This window comes from Pseudomonas sp. MDT1-17 (assembly GCF_054898105.1).
This window is the reverse complement of sequence record NZ_JBUBVM010000001.1, coordinates 3,946,445-3,965,284: the sequence shown is the minus strand read 5'-3', so window position 1 is coordinate 3,965,284 and position 18,840 is coordinate 3,946,445. Positions and strand designations below refer to the sequence as shown.

Below are 18,840 nucleotides of genomic sequence, written 5' to 3'. Positions count from 1 at the left end.
AAGAAACCCATAAGAATTGCCTGAGGAGATCATCATGAACGCTGCCGTAGACGTTCTGCAATCCACCCATCAGCACATCAACCGCGACCGCTTGTGGCAGTCGCTCATGGACCTGGCCAAGCTCGGCGCCACGGTCAAGGGTGGCGTCTGTCGCCTGGCCCTGACCGACCTCGACCGCCAGGCCCGGGACATTTTCGTCAATTGGTGTGAGGAGGCCGGTTGCACCGTCAGCATCGACGCCGTCGGCAACATCTTCGCCCGTCGTCCGGGCCGCAACCCGAACCTGCCACCGGTGATGACCGGCAGCCACATCGACACCCAACCCACCGGCGGCAAGTTCGACGGCTGCTTCGGTGTGCTGGCCGGCGTCGAAGTGCTGCGCACCCTCAATGACCTGGGCGTGGAAACCGAAGCGCCGCTGGAAGTGGTGGTCTGGACCAACGAGGAAGGTTCACGCTTCGCCCCCTGCATGATGGGCTCCGGTGTGTTCGCGGAAAAATTCACCCTCGAAGAAACCCTGGCCAAGGTCGATGCCGAGGGCGTCACCGTCGGTGAAGCCTTGAACGCCATTGGCTATGCCGGCGAACGCAACGTCAGTGGCCATGCCGTCGGTGCCTATTTCGAGGCGCATATCGAACAAGGCCCGATCCTCGAAGACGAACACAAAACCATCGGCGTGGTGATGGGCGCCCTCGGCCAGAAATGGTTCGACCTGAAACTGCGCGGCGTTGAAGCCCACGCCGGCCCGACGCCGATGCACCTGCGCAAGGACGCCCTGGTCGGCGCCTCGGTGATCGTCGGTGCGGTCAACCGCGCGGCCCTCGGTCATCAACCGCACGCCTGCGGCACCGTCGGCTGCCTGCAAGCCTATCCCGGCTCACGCAACGTCATCCCCGGCGAAGTGCGCATGACCCTGGACTTCCGTCATCTGGAACCGGCGCGCCTGGACTCGATGATTGCCGAAGTCCGCGAAGTCATCGAAACCACCTGCGAGGAACACGGCCTGACCTTCGAACTCACACCCACCGCCGACTTTCCGCCGCTGTACTTCGACAAAGGCTGTGTCGAAGCGGTACGCGGCGCCGCCCAAGGACTGGGCCTGTCGCACATGGACATCGTCAGCGGAGCAGGGCACGACGCAATCTTCCTCGCCGAACTCGGCCCGGCCGGGATGATCTTCGTGCCGTGCGAAGGCGGCATCAGCCACAACGAAATCGAAAACGCCGCGCCGGATGATCTGGCGGCCGGGTGCGCGGTGTTGTTGCGGGCAATGCTGGCGGCGTCGGCGGCGATTGCCAGCGGTCAATTGGCGGCATGAAGATCAAAGGATCGCAGGCTGCGTCAGCTCCTACATGGGAATGCGTGCCTCTGTAGGAGCTGGCGCAGCCTGCGATCTTTTGATGTTGCTCTTCATGTGTCACAAACCATGGTGCTGGATCGTCATTCTGTTGAATCCCCCAAACAGTGGAGCAACACGATGTCGTCCAACACCCAACCGGTCAACCTGCTGCAATCGATTCCTCAGGTGTTCGAAAGCCTGACCCAGGTCCACGTCACCCTCGACAGCCACGACCTGGCCCCGACCCTCAAACACTTGCTGCACCTGCGTGCCTCGCAGATCAACCAATGCGGCTTCTGCGTGAAGATGCACACCCGCGAGGCCCTTGACGCCAATGAGACCAACGAACGCCTGGACCGCTTGATCGTCTGGCGTCACGTCAGTGATTTCAGCGCCTCCGAACGCGCCGCCCTGGCCTGGACCGAAGCCCTCACCGTTCTTGATGAAAAGACCGATTACGCCAGCCTGCGCGGTGACTTGCGCGAGCACTTCAACGACGAGCGAATCGGTGCCTTGACGGCCGAGATAGGCATGATCAACCTGTGGAACCGTTTGCAGGTGTCGAGGCTGCGCTCGGCCCACAAGTCGCGGGTTGATTACGTCGGCACCTGGCTGCCGGAACCGATTCACACCACTCATCAGGATTCACCCGAACACAGGCATGAGCTGGCCTCGTCGCTGTCCACCGCGTTCCTGTTGTTGCTGGAGCGGCTGACACCCAAGGAGCGCGCCGCGTATCTGCTCTATGAAATTTTCGACATGGAATACGCGCAAGTCGCGGACGCGGTCGGGGTTCAAGAGTCTGCGTGCCGCAAACTGGTGTCCCGGGCGAAGACGAGCCTGGGCAACGGACAAACTCGCTTTCAGCCGGAACCGGCGCGTCAGGATCAATTGCTCAGTGCTTTCCATAGCGCCATTGCCAGCGGCTCGACCTCGTCTATTGGCAGACTTGCGAATGGCTGCCCTGCGAAATCAATGGCGCCCAAGGCGTAATCATCAAGGCGGACGGGATCATCACTGCATCAATGACCTTTGGGTTCGACAAAGCGGGGCGGGTGAGCAGGATTTTTATCATGCGTAACCCCGAGAAGTTGGCGGGGTTGGATGCATCGTTGCAAGTGCAATAGTCAAAGATCGCAGCCTGCGGCAGCTCCTACATTGATCGCCTACATCCGTTGGAATTTGCAGGTGTACGCAACCTCTGTAGGAGCTGCCGCAGGCTGCGATCTTTTGATCTTGACTTTTCAAAGCCAAATGGCATCCCACAACGGATAATCCCCCACCCGTTTCACCAACCCCGCACGCAACGGATTCATGACGATGTAACGTGCGGCATCCTTCAAGTCTTCATCACGACGTAATGCCCGGTCGAAATACCCCCGTTGCCATAATCGGCCCTGCTTCTGCCGCGCAATATTGATCGAACGGCTGCTTCTGGATTTGATACGGCACATCAGCTCGGCCAAAGTACCGTTGTGCAGTTCCAGCAACCAATGCAGATGGTCTGGCATCACCACCCAGGCCAATGACGTGACGGCCGAGGTTTCATCGGCACAACGCAACTTATCAACCACCAGCCTCCCCAATCGCCAATCTGCGAACACTGGCTCTCGCTGATGAGCGACAGCAGTCAGCAGATAGATACGACCAGATTCCGAAAAGCGGGCTTTGCGAAGACGACATCCATTTGCTGCGACAGGCATTCCTTGCCCTCCTTGAAACTTGTTGGCTAACGAACGTTAGCTGATGGTGTTTCTATTGTTGGCCAAAGCATTTTCGTAATATTTCGAGTACGCCGAAAAGATCGCAGCCTTCGGCAGCTCCTACACCCGTGTTCCCTGGCATATCTGCACGATCATGAATGCACGCGGTCGTAATCTTCACAGGGCGGCGCATGAGTGCGCCGCCGCACGCGTGGAGATCCAATGAGCCAGGACGTCCTGATTACTGAAACCAATCGTCGTCAGTTGCAGCAGATTATCGCCGGCCTGTCCGATGGGGTGATGCTGGTGGAGCTCGACCAGACCCTCCTCTGGGCCAATGACGCCGCGCTGGCCATGCACGGCGTCGGGCAGCTCAGCGAGCTGGGGGCGAATGCCAAGGAGTACGCCAAGCGTTTCGCCTTGCGTTATCGCAACAATCATCCGGTTCAGATCGACAACTATCCAATCAGTCGCGTCGCCCGAGGCGAGACCTTCAGTGATGTGTTGGTTGAGGTGACGCCCGCGGACGACGAAGAGCGCACCTGGGTCCATAGCGTGCGCAGCATGGTACTGGCCGACAGCGCTGGCGAACCGGAGTCGCTGGTGCTGATCATGAACGATGTCACGGAGTGGGCCAGCGCCGAGCAGCGTTTCGAAAAAACCTTCAATGCCAACCCAGCGCCGGCGGTGATCTGTCGCCTCAGCGATTTGCGCTACATCAAAGTCAACCCGGGCTTCCTGGAGATGACCGGCTATGCCCGTGATCAGGTGATCGGCAGTTCGACCTATGAACTGGACATACTGGAAGGGGCCGAAAATAAAGACCTGGCCAAGCAGCGTTTGCGCGAAGGGGCGACTATTCCGCAAATGCAGGCCCAGTTGCAATTGCCAGGAGGTGGCAGCAAACAGGTGATCGTCGCCGGTCAGCCCCTTGAGCTGAATGACGAAGCCTGCATGCTGTTTTCCTTTGTGGACATCGAGCCCCGGCATAAGGCCGAAGTCGCCCTGCGCCAGAGCGAGGAACGGTTCGCCAAGGCTTTTCGTCTGACCCCGGTGCCGATCCTGGTGTGTAACGCCAGCGATCAGGTGGTGATGGACGTCAATGAAGCCTTCCTCGATACGCTCGCGTATCCCTGTGAAGAAGTGCTCGGCAAGCCTGTGGCGCAGATCGATTTTATCGAAGACACAGGCGCGTGCACGCGACTTTTTGCGGCCCTGGAAAAAAAAGGAAGTGTGGATCGTGTCGATGTTCGGGTACGCAAGAAAGGCGCCCAGATGATTGATTGCGCGGTCTCGGCCGACACCGTGAACATTCAGGACAACCCCTGCTACTTGCTGGTGTTTATGGACATCACCGAGCGTAAGCGTACGGAGCTGGAGCTGGTGTCGGCGATCGAAGAGGTGATGAAAGACGCCTCCTGGTTCAGCCGCACGCTCATCGAGAAGCTCGCTAACGTGAAGAACGTCAACTCGCCGCAGTTGCCTAGCGTGTCTTTCACCGACCTGACTGCCCGTGAACGCGATGTGCTGGGGCTGATCTGCGAAGGCCTGGCCGACAAGGAAATCGCCGCGAGGTTGAAGCTCGCACCCAACACGGTGCGCAACCATGTGTCGACGGTGTATTCCAAGCTCGATGTTCACAGTCGTAGCGAGGCGATTGTCTGGGCTCGCGAGCGTGGTTTGTTCTCCAGCGAGTGGCGGCCCAAGGCCCAACGATAGGTGCAAATGCACTATTCGATGGGGTGCAAATTGATGTTCTGGACGAGGGCGTCAGTTCTTAGGCTGTAAGGGTGCGATATAGGTCTTCGGGTATCGCGTCCCTATCGACAACAGCTACAGGAACCGCAGGATGATTTACGTGGCGCAATTGCGTATGCAACTGGAGCGGAGTTTTTCGCCGTTAGCCTGTGACTGCAGTGTTACGGGTGATAATTCGCTGACAGTGAAGCTCTATCATCCGGTGTCGGGGCAGGTGGACCTGGTAGTCAGTGGGTTGAGCGTTGGCAACCTTAGAACGCCGGAAGCGGTGGCGGCATTGATCGAAGAGCTGCGGTATGAGCTTGAGAGCAATACGATGTGTAGTCCCGAGATTTCCTAGGAACTGTCGGGTTTTGCTGGCGGTCGTACAAGGAATACGAAAGTATTTTTTCTGTGGCCGGTCCGCGTGTTCGCGGTGAGGGTGTTGGGTCGCGGAAATATGTCGATCACTTACCGCGGGTCAACCTATGAACAGTCTTGGGAAACGCGTTTTTGCTCCACTGTCGTTTGCACTCTGCGTCGCGATTCTGGGGGGGTGTGCCAGTCCTCCGCCGCCACCTTCCGCCGCGCCGCCGCCACCTCCTGTACGCACGTGTCAGACCACTGAAAACACCGATGTGCAAGGCGATATGAGGGCTGAGGGGCAGGTGACCCGGGAAACGACGCTCACTCGTTGCGTCACTCAGTAAGCCTCCATCTGCTCATGTTTTACCGCCAGCGGCGCTGTGCTGCTGGCGGGTTTCACCCGCGTTTCGATCAGACTTCCTCGATCCTGACCCATCGCGACTCCCGCGCTGCCAACCGGATCGCCGTCGCCAGGCGTTCGACTTCCCACGCCTGCTCGAAGTCCGTTCCGCCTTGGCCGACTCCGGCCAACGCCATCACCAGATCATGGACTTCCAGTGTCTTGAGTTCGTTGTAGCCGAGTTGATGCCCTGCCGCCGGGCTGAACGCTGCATAACCCGGCAGATTCGGCCCTGCCAGCAAGCGTTGGAAGCCGCCCTGACCCGCACGAAACAGACGCAGTTCATTCAAGCGTTCTTGATCGAACGTCAACGTCCCCCGGGTGCCGCTGATTTCAAAGCTCAGGTGATTCTTGTAGCCGTGCTTGAGCCAACTGCTGCTGAACGTCCCCCGGACGCCGTTAGCAAACCGCAGCAAGGCGTGAACCTGATCGTCGACAGCAATACTGCGTTGTTCCGGACTGCCAGCCGTGACGGGACGTTGCCGGTGCACGGTCTGGGTGTCAGCGCTCACTGCCTCGACATCGCCCACCAGATAACGGGCCATGGCCAACAAATGACTGCCCAGATCGGCCAGCGCGCCGCCGGCATGATCGGCATCGCAACGCCAGGACCAGGGTGATGCAGGATCGGCCATGAAGTCTTCGCTGAATTCACCCTGGAAACTGATGATCTGGCCCAAGTCGCCGTTTTCAATCAGCTCCCGGGCAAGCCCGATCATCGGGTTGTGCTGATAGTTGTAACCCACCCGCGTCACTACACCCGCCGCTTTGGCCGCCAGGCGCATGGCATCGGCCTGTTCCAGATTCACCGCCAACGGCTTTTCGCAATACACCGGTTTTCCGGCGGCGAGGGCGGCCATGGCCATGGGGTAGTGCAGGTGATTGGGTGTGGTGATAGCGATCAGATTGACCTTGGGGTCGTCAATCAGTTGCTGCCAGTCGCTATGAGCAGCGTCGAAACCCCAGGCATCGGCGCAGTGGCGGGCACGCTGTGGATCGGCGTCGGCCAGGGCGGCCAGTCTAAGCTTGAGGGGCAGTTCGAAAACCGCGCTGACGTTGCGAAACGCCAAGGCATGGGCGCGGCCCATAAAACCTGTGCCGATGAGTCCGATACCGAGTTCGCGCATAGCCGGGGTCCTTTTGGGATTTTGCTTTCAGGATGGCTATTTATGGAATAAATATTCACTTATTGCAAATAACAGAAAATAAGTTCTCGTGCGATAACAAACAAAAAGGCAGCCCCAAGGCTGCCTTTTGTTCATCCGGCAAATCGGATCAGGACAGGAACCCCCCATCCACATTCAATGAAACGCCAGTGGTGTAGCTCGATGCATCACTTGCCAGGTACAACACCGCTCCCGCCATCTCACTCGGATCCGCCACGCGCTTGAGCGGAATCTGCTGCAATGCGGTGTTCAAAATGGCCTCGTTCTTCACCAGTGCAGAAGCAAACTTGGTGTCGGTCAGACCCGGTAGCAAAGCGTTGCAGCGAATGCCGAACTGCGCGCATTCCTTGGCGAACACCTTGGTCATGTTAATCACGGCAGCCTTGGTCACCGAGTAGATGCCCTGGAAAATCCCCGGCGAGATGCCGTTGATCGAAGCCACGTTAATGATGCTGCCGCCGCCGTTTTCGCGCATCAGCTTGCCGGCTTCGACCGACATGAAGAAGTAGCCGCGGATGTTCACGTCGACGGTTTTCTGGAAAGCGCTGAGGTCAGTGTCCAGCACGTTGCAGAACTGCGGGTTGGTCGCGGCGTTATTGACCAGGATGTCCAGGCGTCCGAACTGTTCTTTGATGCCGGCGAAGACCTGGCTGATCTGTTCCATTTCACCGATGTGGCAGGCGACGGCAGTGGCTTTGCCGCCGGCGGCGATGATCGCGTCGGCCACGTGCTGGCAGCCATCGAGTTTGCGGCTCGAGACGATGACGTGAGCGCCTTGCTGGGCCAACAGTTTGGCGATGGCTTCACCGATGCCGCGGCTGGCGCCGGAGACGAAAGCGATCTTGCCGTCGAGGTCGAACAACTGAGTCTTGGACATGGGTTTTCCTTGTTGTTAGGGCCAGGGAATCTAATCAGTGCCGTGCGATCAGAGGCTGGATTTCGAGATGACCTGCAAGCTCATCTGCTCCAGCAGTTTGTTCATGTGAATGAACTGCGCGAAGCGTTTGTCCTGGGTCTGACCATGGAAGAAGCGGTAGTAGATCTGCTGCACGATGCCGGCCAGGCGGAACAGGCCGTAGGTGTAGTAGAAGTCGAAGTTGTCGATCTGGATGCCTGAGCGCTCGGCGTAGTAATCGACGAATTCACGGCGAGTCAGCATCCCTGGCGCGTGGCTCGGCTGGCGACGCATCAGTTGCACCGGCGCCGGGTCATCGGCTTCGATCCAGTAGGCGAGGGTGTTTCCCAGGTCCATCAGCGGGTCGCCGAGGGTGGTCAGTTCCCAGTCGAGCACGCCGATGATCTGCATCGGGTTGTTCGGGTCGAGGATCACGTTGTCGAAGCGGTAGTCGTTGTGAACGATGCTCGACGTCGGGTGATCGGCCGGCATCTTGTCGTTGAGCCAGGCTTTGACCGCCTCCCACTTCGGCGCGTCCGGGGTCAGGGCTTTCTCGTAGCGATCGCTCCAGCCTTTAATCTGCCGCGCGACATAACCTTCGGGTTTGCCGAGGTCGCCCAGGCCATAAGCCTTGTAGTCGACCCGGTGCAGTTCAACGAACTTGTCGATGAAACTTTTGCACAGCGTTTCGGTTTGCGCCGAATCAAGACCCAGTTCCGGTGGCAGTTCGGAGCGCAGGATGATCCCGTTGACCCGTTCCATCACATAGAACTCGGCGCCGATCACCGATTCGTCGGTGCAGTGCACGTAGGCTTTGGGGCAGTACGGAAAACCGTCGCGGAGCTGATTGAGGATGCGAAATTCGCGGCCCATGTCATGCGCGGACTTGGCCTTGTGCCCGAACGGCGGCCGACGCAGGACGAACTCCTGTTCGGGGTATTCCAGCAAGTAGGTGAGGTTCGACGCACCGCCGGGGAACTGGCTGATTTGCGGCAAACCACTCAGGCCCGGAATGTGGGCCTTGAGGTACGGATCGATCAGGCTGGCATCGAGTTCTTCGCCGGTGCGGATACGGGTGGACTGGTCAGTAAGCGCCATGCTTATCCCTTCTGCTTATTCTGGAGGCCTGAAACTATTGGCTAATCTAATGCGCACACCTGACACCCACAACCATGAACAGCCCTTATAGGTGAGCGTGTTGCCGGGCAATCATTGTTTTTGATACACCCGTTTGAATGGATCAGGTCGCGCTCATCGCCGCTGGCAGGGCAATCGGGGTCAATACCGGACTCCCGGAGAAGAACGCCACCAGGTTGCGGCCTACCAGTTCCACAGTGCCTTGAGTGGCTTCCGGGGATAGACCGGCGACATGCGGGGTGAGGATCACATTGGCCAACGCCTTGAGGGCATTCGGAACTTGAGGTTCTGCGTCGAAGACATCCAGCGCAGCGCCGGCAATTCTGCGCTGCTCAAGCGCGCTGATCAGGTCTGTGGTGACGATCACGCTGGCTCTGGCGATGTTGACGATGAACCCGTTGGGCCCCAGGGCGTCGAGTACCTGTCGGTTGATCAGGTGTTTGGTGCCCAGGCCACCGGGAGTGGCGACGATCAAAAAGTCCGAGACCCGTGCCAGTTCGGTGGGCGTCGAGCAGAAGCTGTACGGCACGTCGCTGCGATGCTGGCGGTTGTGGTAACTGACCGTCATGTCGAAGCCGTGACCGGCGCGTTTGGCGATGGCCATGCCGACCGCCCCGAGCCCCAGGATGCCCAGGCGCTTGCCGGTCAGGGAAGGGCGTATGATTTTTGGCCACTCATCTCGGCGCACGGCGGCGTCGCAACGTGGAATGTCACGCACCAGCGACAACAGCATTGCCATGGCATGGTCGGCAACCGAAGAGGCATTGACTCCGGCGCCATTGGTGACAGTAATTCCCCGGTCGGCGGCGGCTTGCAGGTCGACGTGTTCGTAGCCGGCGCCGATCACGCAGATGATCTTCAGATTCGGCAGGGCGGCGATTTCATCGCCATACAAGCCCAACGGGCCGCGGGTCAGCACTGCATCGATCTGGGCGCCATGCCGTGTGATGGCCTCGGCGCGCTCGGCAGGCGTGGGCGCCAGAATCAGGTGAAAGCCCTGATGTTCGAGAATCGGCAGGTAATCATTAATGGTTTCAACCAGTACCAGAACGGTTGCAGGCATGCTGGACTCCTGTGGGCATGGGAAAGTCGGGACTCGAACGTCGCTTCAGATTGCTGATTGCACAACGGTTTGGCAATCATCAAAGGTCACAGACTCTTGGCCTGCGACCTCAGTGTAGGAGCGTTCGGCAACTCTTACCTCTCCACGTTCAACACCTTTGCGATTGACTTTCAAGCGGGCGTGTCCGAGGTGAGAAAGGTCCGAGCCGCGTCAAGAATTTCATCGGACAAGGCGTCACCACGGGTAGCGCGGGCCAGGGTCAGGGCGCCGACCATCAGCGAATAGTCCACCAACGCTCTTTGCCGATTGACGTCGGGCTGACCCGCGCCCATCAGCGGAGCCAGCATCTGCAACAATGCCTCCAGACCTTGGGTATAGGTCTGGTGCAAACCGCTTTCAGCGGTTTCATGACACATGTCGCCGGCAAACGCGGTCACCGGGCAGCTTTCGCCCGGATTGTCGCGATTGGCCGCGGACAGGTAGGGCGCGATGATGCGCTCCCGGGCCGAGAGGCGGTCGTCGTTAGCCTCTACTTTCTGCTTCCAGCGCTCCATGGATTGAGTGAACGCCCGGCTGCACGCCTCTTGCGCCAGCGCTTCCTTGGATTCGAAGTGACCATAGAACCCGCCATGGGTGAGGCCGGCCGCGCCCATCACATCGACGACACTGATCCCGTGCAGGCCGCGTTCGCGAAACAGACGCGTGGCGGCCTCGACGATGATCTCGCGGTTGAGTTCGGCTTGTTTGCGGGAGACTCGGGGCATTGGCGGCTCTCAGGTTTTGCAACGTTGCGAAGTTCAGACTGCTCAAACGGCGTATTGAGCGATGCCGTTGCCAAACGACCAGTTCTCTTTCTTCACTTCCACCAGATTAATGAACACATCTTCCACCCGCACCGCCAGTTCCGCGTTAAGGCTCTCGGCGATGGTTTTGTAGAGGCGTTTTTTCTGCGCGATGGTCCGGCCATGTCGACGCGAACGAGTGGCATGAGTGTCTCCGCAAGTGAGGGTTGCCGATCAGCAGACAGAATTGAAAATACATGACGGTAATCCTTTATCAAATAGATTTTTTAAAACATCTATTTGATAACAGGTCAGTGGGTCTGATCCGCATAACCACTCCTCAGCTAAGTCTTTGCTTCTGCTCGTTAATCCCGGACAATCGCGCCCCTGTTTCGGTCTGGGCGCTGCCTGTCGGATTTTTCCGACTCGTCCTGACCGGGTAGCAACTGACCGGAATGCGGAGATCCCACCGGATGAATGATCAGGCCAATAGCGTCGACGAACGCTATGTATCGGCGGCACCAGCGACGCTTGAGAGCTGGAATCGCCATGACACCACCTGGATGCTGGGCCTGTTTGGCACGGCCATCGGGGCAGGCACGCTGTTTTTGCCGATCAACGCGGGTCTGGGCGGCTTCTGGCCGTTGCTGGTCCTGGCGGTGTTGGCGTTCCCCATGACTTATTACGCCCACCGTGGCCTGACACGCTTTGTGTTGTCCGGACGCGAAGGCGCGGACATCACTGAAGTGGTGGAAGAGCACTTCGGGATCAAGGCCGGCGCGCTGATCACCTTGCTGTACTTTTTCGCGATCTTCCCGATCCTGCTGATCTACAGCGTGGCCTTGACCAACACCGTGGGCAGTTTCCTCGAGCATCAACTGCACATCATGCCGCCACCGCGCGCCGTGCTGTCGTTCGTGCTGATCCTCGGCCTGTTGGCGGTGGTACGTTGCGGCGAGCAAGCGATCGTCAAGGCCATGAGCCTGATGGTGTATCCGTTCATTGTTGCGCTGCTGTTCCTCGCGGTGTTCCTGATTCCTCACTGGAACGGCGGCATCCTCGCCACCGCTTCGACGCTGCCAGAACCCTCGGCACTGCTGCACACGCTGTGGCTGGCGATTCCGGTAATGGTGTTCTCGTTCAACCATTCGCCGATCATCTCGGCGTTCGCGGTGGACCAGAAGCGCCGTTACGGCGATCACGCCGAAGAACGCAGCTCGCAGATTTTGTCCCGCGCCCACGCCTTGATGGTGGTGATGGTGCTGTTCTTCGTCTTCAGCTGCGTGCTGACCCTGTCGCCGGCGCAATTGGCGCAAGCCAAGGCGCAGAACCTGTCGATCCTGTCGTACCTGGCCAACCACTTCAGCAACCCGACCATCGCTTTCGCGGCGCCGTTGATTGCGTTCGTGGCCATTTCCAAGTCGTTCCTGGGTCACTACATCGGAGCCAGCGAAGGTCTTAAAGGTCTGATCGTGAAGACAGGCAAGCGCCCGGCGCCGAAGACCCTGGACCGCATGACTGCCGCTTTCATGCTCGTGGTCTGCTGGATCGTCGCCACGCTGAACCCGAGCATTCTCGGGATGATCGAAACCCTCGGTGGCCCGATCATCGCTGCGATCCTGTTCCTGATGCCGATGTACGCGATCCGCAAGGTGCCGGCCATGGCGCGTTATCGCGGTCAGGCTTCCAACGTCTTCGTGACGGCGGTGGGCCTGGTGGCGATCTCGGCGTTGATCTATTCGCTGACTGCCTGATTGGGCAAAACAACGGCCGCACTGTGCATACCGCACAGTGCGGCCGTTTTTTTTGCCTGGCGTAAAGCTCACCACCTGACCCAGAACACATATCCCGTGGGGATTAGCGACTAAGCTTGAGGCTGCATTAGCGCGTCGTAGAGCGTTTGCCGGGGAATTCCCCGGCCTGTCAATCTTTCTCTGGAGACGCTTCATGGCTCGTGCCCACGGCGCATCGGCGCAACCCCTTGCCGATAGGCCAAACCGCTGGCCGGATGTGTTGGCCGGGCTGTCGATTGCCGGTTTGTTGTTACCTGAGGCGGTTGCCTATTCAAGCATTGCTGCGTTGCCGCCCCAAGCGGGTGTGATTGCGTTATTTGCCGGTCTACTGTGCTACGGGCTGTTCGGCACCAGTCGTTTTGCCATCGTTTCTGCGACGTCGTCTTCGGCGGCGGTGCTGGCTGCCGCCACAGCAACGTTGGCCAATGGTGACTCGGGCCTGCGCATGACTCTGGCGATCGGCCTGGTGCTGGTGACGGGTGGGTTTTTCCTGCTGGCCGGCTTGTTCAAACTCGGCAGCGTGACGTCGTTTATTGCCAAACCGGTGCTGCGAGGCTTTGCCTTCGGCCTGGCAGTGACGATCATCCTCAAGCAAGTAGCGAGCATCGTTGATGTGCACGTAAGCAACGGCAACCTGATCCGTTTCGTGCCGCAACTGCTCGAGCAGTTACCGCAGTGGAACCGCGTCGGCGCGCTGGTGGCGGCCGTGTCCTTGCTGGTGCTGTGGCTGTGCGCGCGGGTCAGGCGTTTGCCGGGTGGCTTGCTGGTGGTGGCGCTCGGCATCGCGGCCGGCCAATGGCTGAACCTGCCAGCCTATGGGGTGAAACTGATCGGCGTGATCGACCTGAGCCTGGAAGTGCCTCGTCTTCCCGTGTTGCCGTTTACCGACTGGCTGCGCCTGGGCGAGTTGGCGTTTGCCATGGTGATGATTCTGTACGCCGAGTCTTACGGATCGATCACCTCGTTTGCGCTCAAGCACGGCGACCGTGTGTCCTCAAACCGCGATCTGCTGGCGCTCGGTGCGGCCAATGTGCTGTCGGGCCTGTTCCATGGCATGCCGGCGGGCGCCGGTTACTCTGCGACGTCGGCCAATGAGGCCGCGGGTGCAGGATCGCGTCTGGCCGGTGCGGTAGCGGCGGGGGTGGTGTTGCTCATCGTCTTGACGGTGCTGCCCTGGATTGCCCTGACCCCCGAGCCGGTGCTGGCGGCCATCGTCATACACGCATTGGCACGCGGCTTGAGCCTGCAACCCTTGGGCCGGTATTTCATCTGGCGCCGCGACCGTCTGCTGGTGATCTGTGCGGTGGCGGCGGTGCTGGTACTGGGTGTGTTGGACGGCTTGTTGGTGGCGGTGGTGATCAGCGTGGTGCTGATGTTGAAACAGATGTCGTCGGCGGATATTCAGGTGCTGGGGCAAATGGGCGGTGGCCATGATTTTGTCGACGTGCAACGCCATCCCCAGGCCATCGAGATTCCCGGTGTGCTGATCGTCAGACCGAGCGAGGCGCTGTTTTTTGCCAACGTGGAGCGCATTCTGGGCGGTGCACTGCGTCTGGCCCGACAGGCAGAGCCACCGATTCATACAATAATTCTCAGTCTGGAGGAGTCTCCCAACCTGGATGGCACCAGCATTGAGGCGCTGGAGGGCTTCTTTATGCACGTGCGAGCCGAGGACAAACTGCTGATTCTGGCGCGGCTCAAGCACGAAGCAAAAGCCGTTCTCGCGCTGTTACCGACGCAGGAACTGGAGCAGGTCATTCTCAGTGGCCTAAGTGTCGACGGTGCAGTGCAACAAGCCCTCAAGCCATCCACATAACCTGTGGGAGCGGGCTTGCTCGCGAATGCGGAGTGTCAGTCACTATAACCGCCGAATGACACACCGCATTCGCGAGCAAGCCCGCTCCCACAATGGTTTGTGCAGACCTTGCAGGCATAAAAAAACGCCGCTCATCTCACGATGGGCGGCGTTTTTCATGGCGTTGTAACGTTAGGCTTGAACGACCGGGATGTTGGCGTTCGCAGCAGCTTCACGGAACTCGGCGATCTGGTCGAAGGACAGGTAGCGGTAAACATCGGCCGCCATGCTGTCGATCTTGCCAGCGTATTCCATGTACTCCTCGACGGTCGGCAGGCGACCCAGGATAGAAGCCACCGACGCCAACTCGGCCGAAGCCAGGTAGACGTTCGCGCCGTCACCCAGACGGTTCGGGAAGTTACGGGTCGAAGTCGACACAACAGTCGAGTTCGGCTCTACACGTGCCTGGTTACCCATGCACAGCGAGCAGCCCGGCATTTCCATGCGCGCGCCGGCCTTGCCGTAGATGCCGTAGTAGCCTTCTTCGGTCAGCTGGTGAGCGTCCATCTTGGTCGGCGGCGACAGCCACAGACGGGTTGGAAGCTGACCTTTGACCTGTTCCAGCAACTTGCCGGCAGCGCGGAAGTGACCGATGTTGGTCATGCACGAACCGATGAACACTTCGTCGATCTTCTCGCCAGCAACGCTGGACAGCAGACGGGCGTCGTCCGGGTCGTTTGGCGCGCAGAGCACAGGCTCTTTGATGTCGGCCAGGTCGATTTCGATGACTTCAGCGTATTCGGCGTCAGCATCGGCAACCATCAACTCAGGGTTGGCAACCCAGGCTTCCATCGCTTGAGCACGACGTTCCAGAGTGCGCGCATCGCCGTAGCCTTCGCCGATCATCCAGCGCAGCAGGGTGATGTTGGAGTTCAGGTATTCGGTGATCGACTCTTTCGACAGCTTGATGGTGCAACCGGCAGCCGAACGTTCGGCCGAAGCGTCGGACAGCTCGAAAGCTTGCTCGATGCTCAGGTCGTCCAGGCCTTCGATTTCCAGGATGCGGCCGGAGAAGGCGTTCTTCTTGCCTTTCTTCTCGACGGTCAGCAGGCCAGCCTGAATCGCGAAGTAAGGAATGGCGTGAACCAGGTCACGCAGGGTGACGCCCGGTTGCATTTTGCCTTTGAAGCGCACCAGGATCGATTCCGGCATGTCCAGCGGCATAACGCCGGTGGCTGCGGCGAACGCTACCAGACCGGAACCGGCCGGGAACGAAATGCCCATCGGGAAACGGGTGTGCGAGTCACCACCGGTACCGACGGTGTCCGGCAGCAGCATACGGTTCAGCCAGCTGTGGATGATGCCGTCGCCCGGACGCAGGGAAACGCCGCCGCGGGTCATGATGAAGTCTGGCAGGGTGTGGTGGGTGGTCACGTCGATCGGCTTAGGGTAAGCCGCGGTGTGGCAGAAGGACTGCATCACCAGATCGGTCGAGAAGCCCAGGCACGCCAGGTCTTTCAGTTCGTCACGGGTCATCGGACCGGTGGTGTCCTGGGAGCCGACGGTGGTCATTTTCGGTTCGCAGTACGTGCCTGGACGAACGCCTTTGCCTTCTGGCAGACCGCAAGCCTTGCCGACCATTTTCTGTGCCAGGGTGAAACCCTTGCCGGTGTCGACAGGTGCTTCAGGCAGCTTGAACAGATCGGTAGGGCCCAGGCCCAGTTCGGCACGGGCCTTGTCGGTCAGGCCACGGCCGATGATCAGCGGAATACGACCGCCGGCACGGACTTCGTCCAACAGCACCGGAGTCTTCATTTCGAAGGTGGTCAGGACTTCGTCGGTACCGTGTTTGCAGACTTTGCCAGCATGCGGATACAGGTCGATCACGTCGCCCATGTTCATGTTGGTGACGTCGAATTCGATCGGCAGTGCGCCAGCATCTTCCATGGTGTTGTAGAAGATCGGAGCGATTTTGCTGCCGAAGCAGAAACCGCCGGCACGCTTGTTCGGCACGTAAGGAACGTCGTCGCCGAAGAACCACAGCACCGAGTTGGTCGCCGATTTACGCGAAGAACCGGTACCGACCACGTCGCCGACGTAGGCGATCGGGAAGCCTTGACCGCGCATTTCTTCGATCTGCTTCATCGGGCCGGTGACGCCTTGGGCGTCAGGCACGATGCCTTCACGGGCCATTTTCAGCATGGCCAGGGCGTGCAGCGGGATGTCCGGGCGGGACCAGGCGTCCGGAGCAGGGGACAGGTCGTCGGTGTTGGTTTCGCCGGTGACCTTGAACACGCGCAGGCTGATCTTGTCAGCCAGGACAGGGCGGTTCTGGAACCACTCGCCGTCAGCCCAGGATTGCAGCACGCCTTTGGCGTGAACGTTACCGTTCTTGGCTTTTTCAGCGACGTCGTGGAAGGCGTCGAACATCAGCAGGGTGTGCTTGAGTTCTTTGGCAGCGACTGGCGCCAGTTCGGCGTCGTCCAGCAGGTCAACCAGGGTCACGATGTTGTAGCCGCCCTGCATGGTGCCGAGCAGTTCAACAGCGCGTTTCTTGTCGATCAGAGGGGATTTTGCTTCGCCTTTAGCGAGGGCAGAGAGGAAACCGGCCTTGACATAGGCGGCTTCGTCCACACCTGGCGGAATGCGATTGGTGATCAGGTCAACGAGGAAAGCTTCTTCGCCAGCCGGGGGATTCTTCAGCAGCTCGACCAGGCCTGCAGTTTGTTCGGCGTTAAGCGGCTGGGGAACGATACCCAGTGCTGCACGCTCTTCGATATGTTTGCGGTAGGCTTCAAGCACAGTTATTACCCTCATCAGTGGTCCCAAATGGGTGTCCGGGACGCTCATCCCGAAATTGCCGTACTCATGCACTGCGTGGCGTTGTGGGCCACTTAGCCAGAATTACCGACAATTCCTTACAGAAGCTGCTTTCAAAGTTTTACGCCTGCAGAACGGGGAGCTGATGAGGGTTGGCGTAGAGCTTTTCCCCGCTGGAAAAACCCTTCGCCAACTCCGCTCTGAAGGAACGACTGTGCTCGTGACGCTTTGAAAACAGCTTCTAACGGACATTGGCGCCTTAAAAGGCTGGCTGATTCTACGGCAAAAAAAAATTAAAGGTAAGTTAGACCCTCAAGATTGAGGGGTGATCAATGTTAGACAAAGGGCTAACATGCCGACCTGTTCTGCTTTCCCGTGTTCTCCCTGACTATGCCCAATCAGACCATCAAGACCCCCTGCGTCGGCCTCTGCTCCACTGTTTACGGTGATTTGGTGTGCCGTGGCTGCAAGCGTTTCCACCATGAAGTGATCAACTGGAATGGTTACAACGAGGAAGAGAAGCGCGCGGTGTGGCTGCGTCTTGAGCAACTGCTGTCCCAGGTGATGGCCAGCAAGCTGGAAATTTTCGATCCCCAGCGACTGCGACTGCAGCTGGAGCAGCGCAAGATCCGCTTTGTGCCGCATCAGTCGGAATATTGCTGGGCGTATCAGTTGATCGCCCGGGGCGCGCGGGTCATCAACAATCTGGAAGCCTACGGAATGGTGCTGATGCCAGAGTTTCGCGACTGGAACCTGCCGGAATTACGGGACGCCATTGATCGGGAATTCTTTTTGCTGTCAGAGGCGCATTACCAGCGCTACATCGCGCCGGGCTTCCTCAGGGACGCCTTCGGCGGCTAAAGCTTAAAAGCTTCGCGAGCAAGCCCGCTCCCACATTTGAAATGCATTCCCATGTGGGAGCGGGCTTGCTCGCGAAGGCATTCTACCAGGCGCCGCAAATCTCAATGCTGGGTCACAATCTCCTCCAGATGATCCATGATCGTATCCGGCTTCAGCACCAGCACATCGCTCTCCACCGCATCCAGCACCACTTCCGCCGTATTACCGATCAACGCCCCCGACAACCCGGACCGCGCGACCGTACCGATCACGGTCACCGACGCCTGCAGCTTGTGAACCATGAACGGAATCAACACATCCGCCGGACCTTCTTCGATATGCAGGTGCTTATCATCGATATCGAACTCGGCCTGAAACGATTTGCACTGTTCGCGATAGCGCGCCTGAATGGTTTCGCTGAGCTGCAACGTCGGATCGGCCGCCGACAGCATCGGCGACGGATGGGCACTGACCACGTGCAAATGGGCCTTGGCCAGGCTGGCGATGTCGTAGCCATGATCAATGATGCTAGCGTGCAGCGTACGGTGTTCGGCGTCGTTATTACCGACGTCGATCGCCGCGAGAATGACCCCGCCCGACCAGGGTTTCGAGGTTTTGACCAACAGCACCGGCGTCGGGCAGTAACGCAACAGTTTCCAGTCTGCCGGGGTGAGGAGGGCTTTTTTCAGCGGGCTGTCGGGGTAATGCTGTTTGACCACCAGTCCGCAACCTTCAGCCTGCTGCACATCGACGATGGTTTCGTGCAGGCTTTCGTTCCAGGCCTGCTCGGTGGTGACGCTGTAGCCGTCCTCCAGCAACGCAGCCTTGAGCACGCCCAACATGCCACTGTGGTCATGCTTGCGGTCGCAGACCAGCAGATGCAGATGAGCCTGGGTCACGCCGGCAATCAATTTGGCCCGTTTGAGCGCCAGGCTTTCCGAGTGTTCGGGTTCGATGACCACCAGGATGCTGCGAATGGCTTGCATGATCGGGATCTCCAGGAT

General features: G+C 59.2%; 14 protein-coding genes and 3 pseudogenes. 8 read left to right on the top strand and 9 right to left on the bottom strand.

What is annotated here, in order from left to right:
• Positions 1 to 34 precede the first annotated feature (34 nt).
• From ACYZTX_RS18320 to ACYZTX_RS18310, 3 genes and pseudogenes are all read left to right on the top strand, one after another.
• Positions 35 to 1,318: a Zn-dependent hydrolase gene (locus ACYZTX_RS18320; protein WP_462035260.1), complete on the top strand. Its 1,284-nt coding sequence runs from the start codon at positions 35 to 37 to the stop codon at positions 1,316 to 1,318.
• Positions 1,319 to 1,426: 108 nt separating this feature from the next.
• A pseudogene (locus ACYZTX_RS18315) lies at positions 1,427 to 1,756 on the top strand (carboxymuconolactone decarboxylase family protein); the annotation flags it as partial.
• Positions 1,757 to 1,837: 81 nt separating this feature from the next.
• Positions 1,838 to 2,466, top strand: a pseudogene (locus ACYZTX_RS18310) (sigma factor-like helix-turn-helix DNA-binding protein); the annotation flags it as partial.
• 117 nt (positions 2,467 to 2,583) lie between these two features.
• On the opposite strand, the gene ACYZTX_RS18305 reads toward ACYZTX_RS18310, so the two are convergent.
• On the bottom strand, positions 2,584 to 3,042 hold the full coding sequence (locus ACYZTX_RS18305) for an REP-associated tyrosine transposase (protein ID WP_462035259.1): 459 nt from the start codon (positions 3,040 to 3,042) through the stop codon (positions 2,584 to 2,586).
• A gap of 222 nt (positions 3,043 to 3,264) precedes the next feature.
• Between ACYZTX_RS18305 and ACYZTX_RS18300 the strand changes: the two genes are divergently transcribed.
• Both ACYZTX_RS18300 and ACYZTX_RS18295 read left to right on the top strand, forming a co-directional pair.
• Positions 3,265 to 4,761: a helix-turn-helix transcriptional regulator gene (locus ACYZTX_RS18300; RefSeq protein ID WP_462035258.1), complete on the top strand. Its 1,497-nt coding sequence runs from the start codon at positions 3,265 to 3,267 to the stop codon at positions 4,759 to 4,761.
• Positions 4,762 to 4,891: 130 nt separating this feature from the next.
• Positions 4,892 to 5,140: a DUF1652 domain-containing protein gene (locus tag ACYZTX_RS18295; RefSeq protein ID WP_462035257.1), complete on the top strand. Its 249-nt coding sequence runs from the start codon at positions 4,892 to 4,894 to the stop codon at positions 5,138 to 5,140.
• Between the two features lie 416 nt (positions 5,141 to 5,556).
• On the opposite strand, the gene ACYZTX_RS18290 is transcribed toward ACYZTX_RS18295, so the two are convergent.
• From ACYZTX_RS18290 to ACYZTX_RS18265, 6 genes and pseudogenes are all read right to left on the bottom strand, one after another.
• On the bottom strand, positions 5,557 to 6,672 hold the full coding sequence (locus ACYZTX_RS18290; protein WP_462035256.1) for a Gfo/Idh/MocA family protein: 1,116 nt from the start codon (positions 6,670 to 6,672) through the stop codon (positions 5,557 to 5,559).
• Between the two features lie 148 nt (positions 6,673 to 6,820).
• Positions 6,821 to 7,588, bottom strand: a complete 768-nt coding sequence (locus tag ACYZTX_RS18285) for an SDR family oxidoreductase (RefSeq protein ID WP_109630332.1) — start codon at positions 7,586 to 7,588, stop codon at positions 6,821 to 6,823.
• Positions 7,589 to 7,636: 48 nt separating this feature from the next.
• Entirely contained in the window at positions 7,637 to 8,704 is a 1,068-nt protein-coding gene (locus ACYZTX_RS18280) for a phosphotransferase family protein (protein WP_462035255.1), read from the bottom strand.
• Positions 8,705 to 8,846: 142 nt separating this feature from the next.
• Entirely contained in the window at positions 8,847 to 9,806 is a 960-nt protein-coding gene (locus ACYZTX_RS18275) for a 2-hydroxyacid dehydrogenase (RefSeq protein ID WP_462035254.1), read from the bottom strand.
• Positions 9,807 to 9,976: 170 nt separating this feature from the next.
• The gene (locus tag ACYZTX_RS18270; protein ID WP_462035253.1) at positions 9,977 to 10,570 is read right to left on the bottom strand and encodes a TetR/AcrR family transcriptional regulator; all 594 of its coding nucleotides are present in this window, start codon (positions 10,568 to 10,570) and stop codon (positions 9,977 to 9,979) included.
• Between the two features lie 42 nt (positions 10,571 to 10,612).
• Positions 10,613 to 10,771 (bottom strand): annotated as a pseudogene (locus ACYZTX_RS18265) (tautomerase family protein); the annotation flags it as partial.
• Positions 10,772 to 11,061: 290 nt separating this feature from the next.
• Between ACYZTX_RS18265 and ACYZTX_RS18260 the strand changes: the two are divergent.
• Positions 11,062 to 12,342, top strand: coding sequence for an HAAAP family serine/threonine permease (locus ACYZTX_RS18260; RefSeq protein WP_462035252.1), 1,281 nt, complete (start codon positions 11,062 to 11,064; stop codon positions 12,340 to 12,342).
• 193 nt (positions 12,343 to 12,535) lie between these two features.
• Positions 12,536 to 14,197 (top strand): SulP family inorganic anion transporter, encoded by a 1,662-nt coding sequence (locus tag ACYZTX_RS18255; protein WP_462035251.1) that lies wholly within the window; start codon positions 12,536 to 12,538, stop codon positions 14,195 to 14,197.
• Between the two features lie 171 nt (positions 14,198 to 14,368).
• On the opposite strand, the gene acnB is transcribed toward ACYZTX_RS18255, so the two are convergent.
• On the bottom strand, positions 14,369 to 16,978 hold the full coding sequence (acnB, locus tag ACYZTX_RS18250) for a bifunctional aconitate hydratase 2/2-methylisocitrate dehydratase (RefSeq protein ID WP_462037068.1): 2,610 nt from the start codon (positions 16,976 to 16,978) through the stop codon (positions 14,369 to 14,371).
• 408 nt (positions 16,979 to 17,386) lie between these two features.
• Between acnB and ACYZTX_RS18245 the strand changes: the two genes are divergently transcribed.
• A complete protein-coding gene (locus ACYZTX_RS18245) occupies positions 17,387 to 17,857 on the top strand; it encodes a DUF1289 domain-containing protein (protein ID WP_094467712.1) in 471 nt (156 codons plus the stop codon).
• 101 nt (positions 17,858 to 17,958) lie between these two features.
• On the opposite strand, the gene ACYZTX_RS18240 is transcribed toward ACYZTX_RS18245, so the two are convergent.
• Complete coding sequence (locus ACYZTX_RS18240) at positions 17,959 to 18,822, bottom strand: universal stress protein (RefSeq protein ID WP_462035250.1); 864 nt, start codon at positions 18,820 to 18,822, stop codon at positions 17,959 to 17,961.
• Positions 18,823 to 18,840 lie beyond the last annotated feature (18 nt).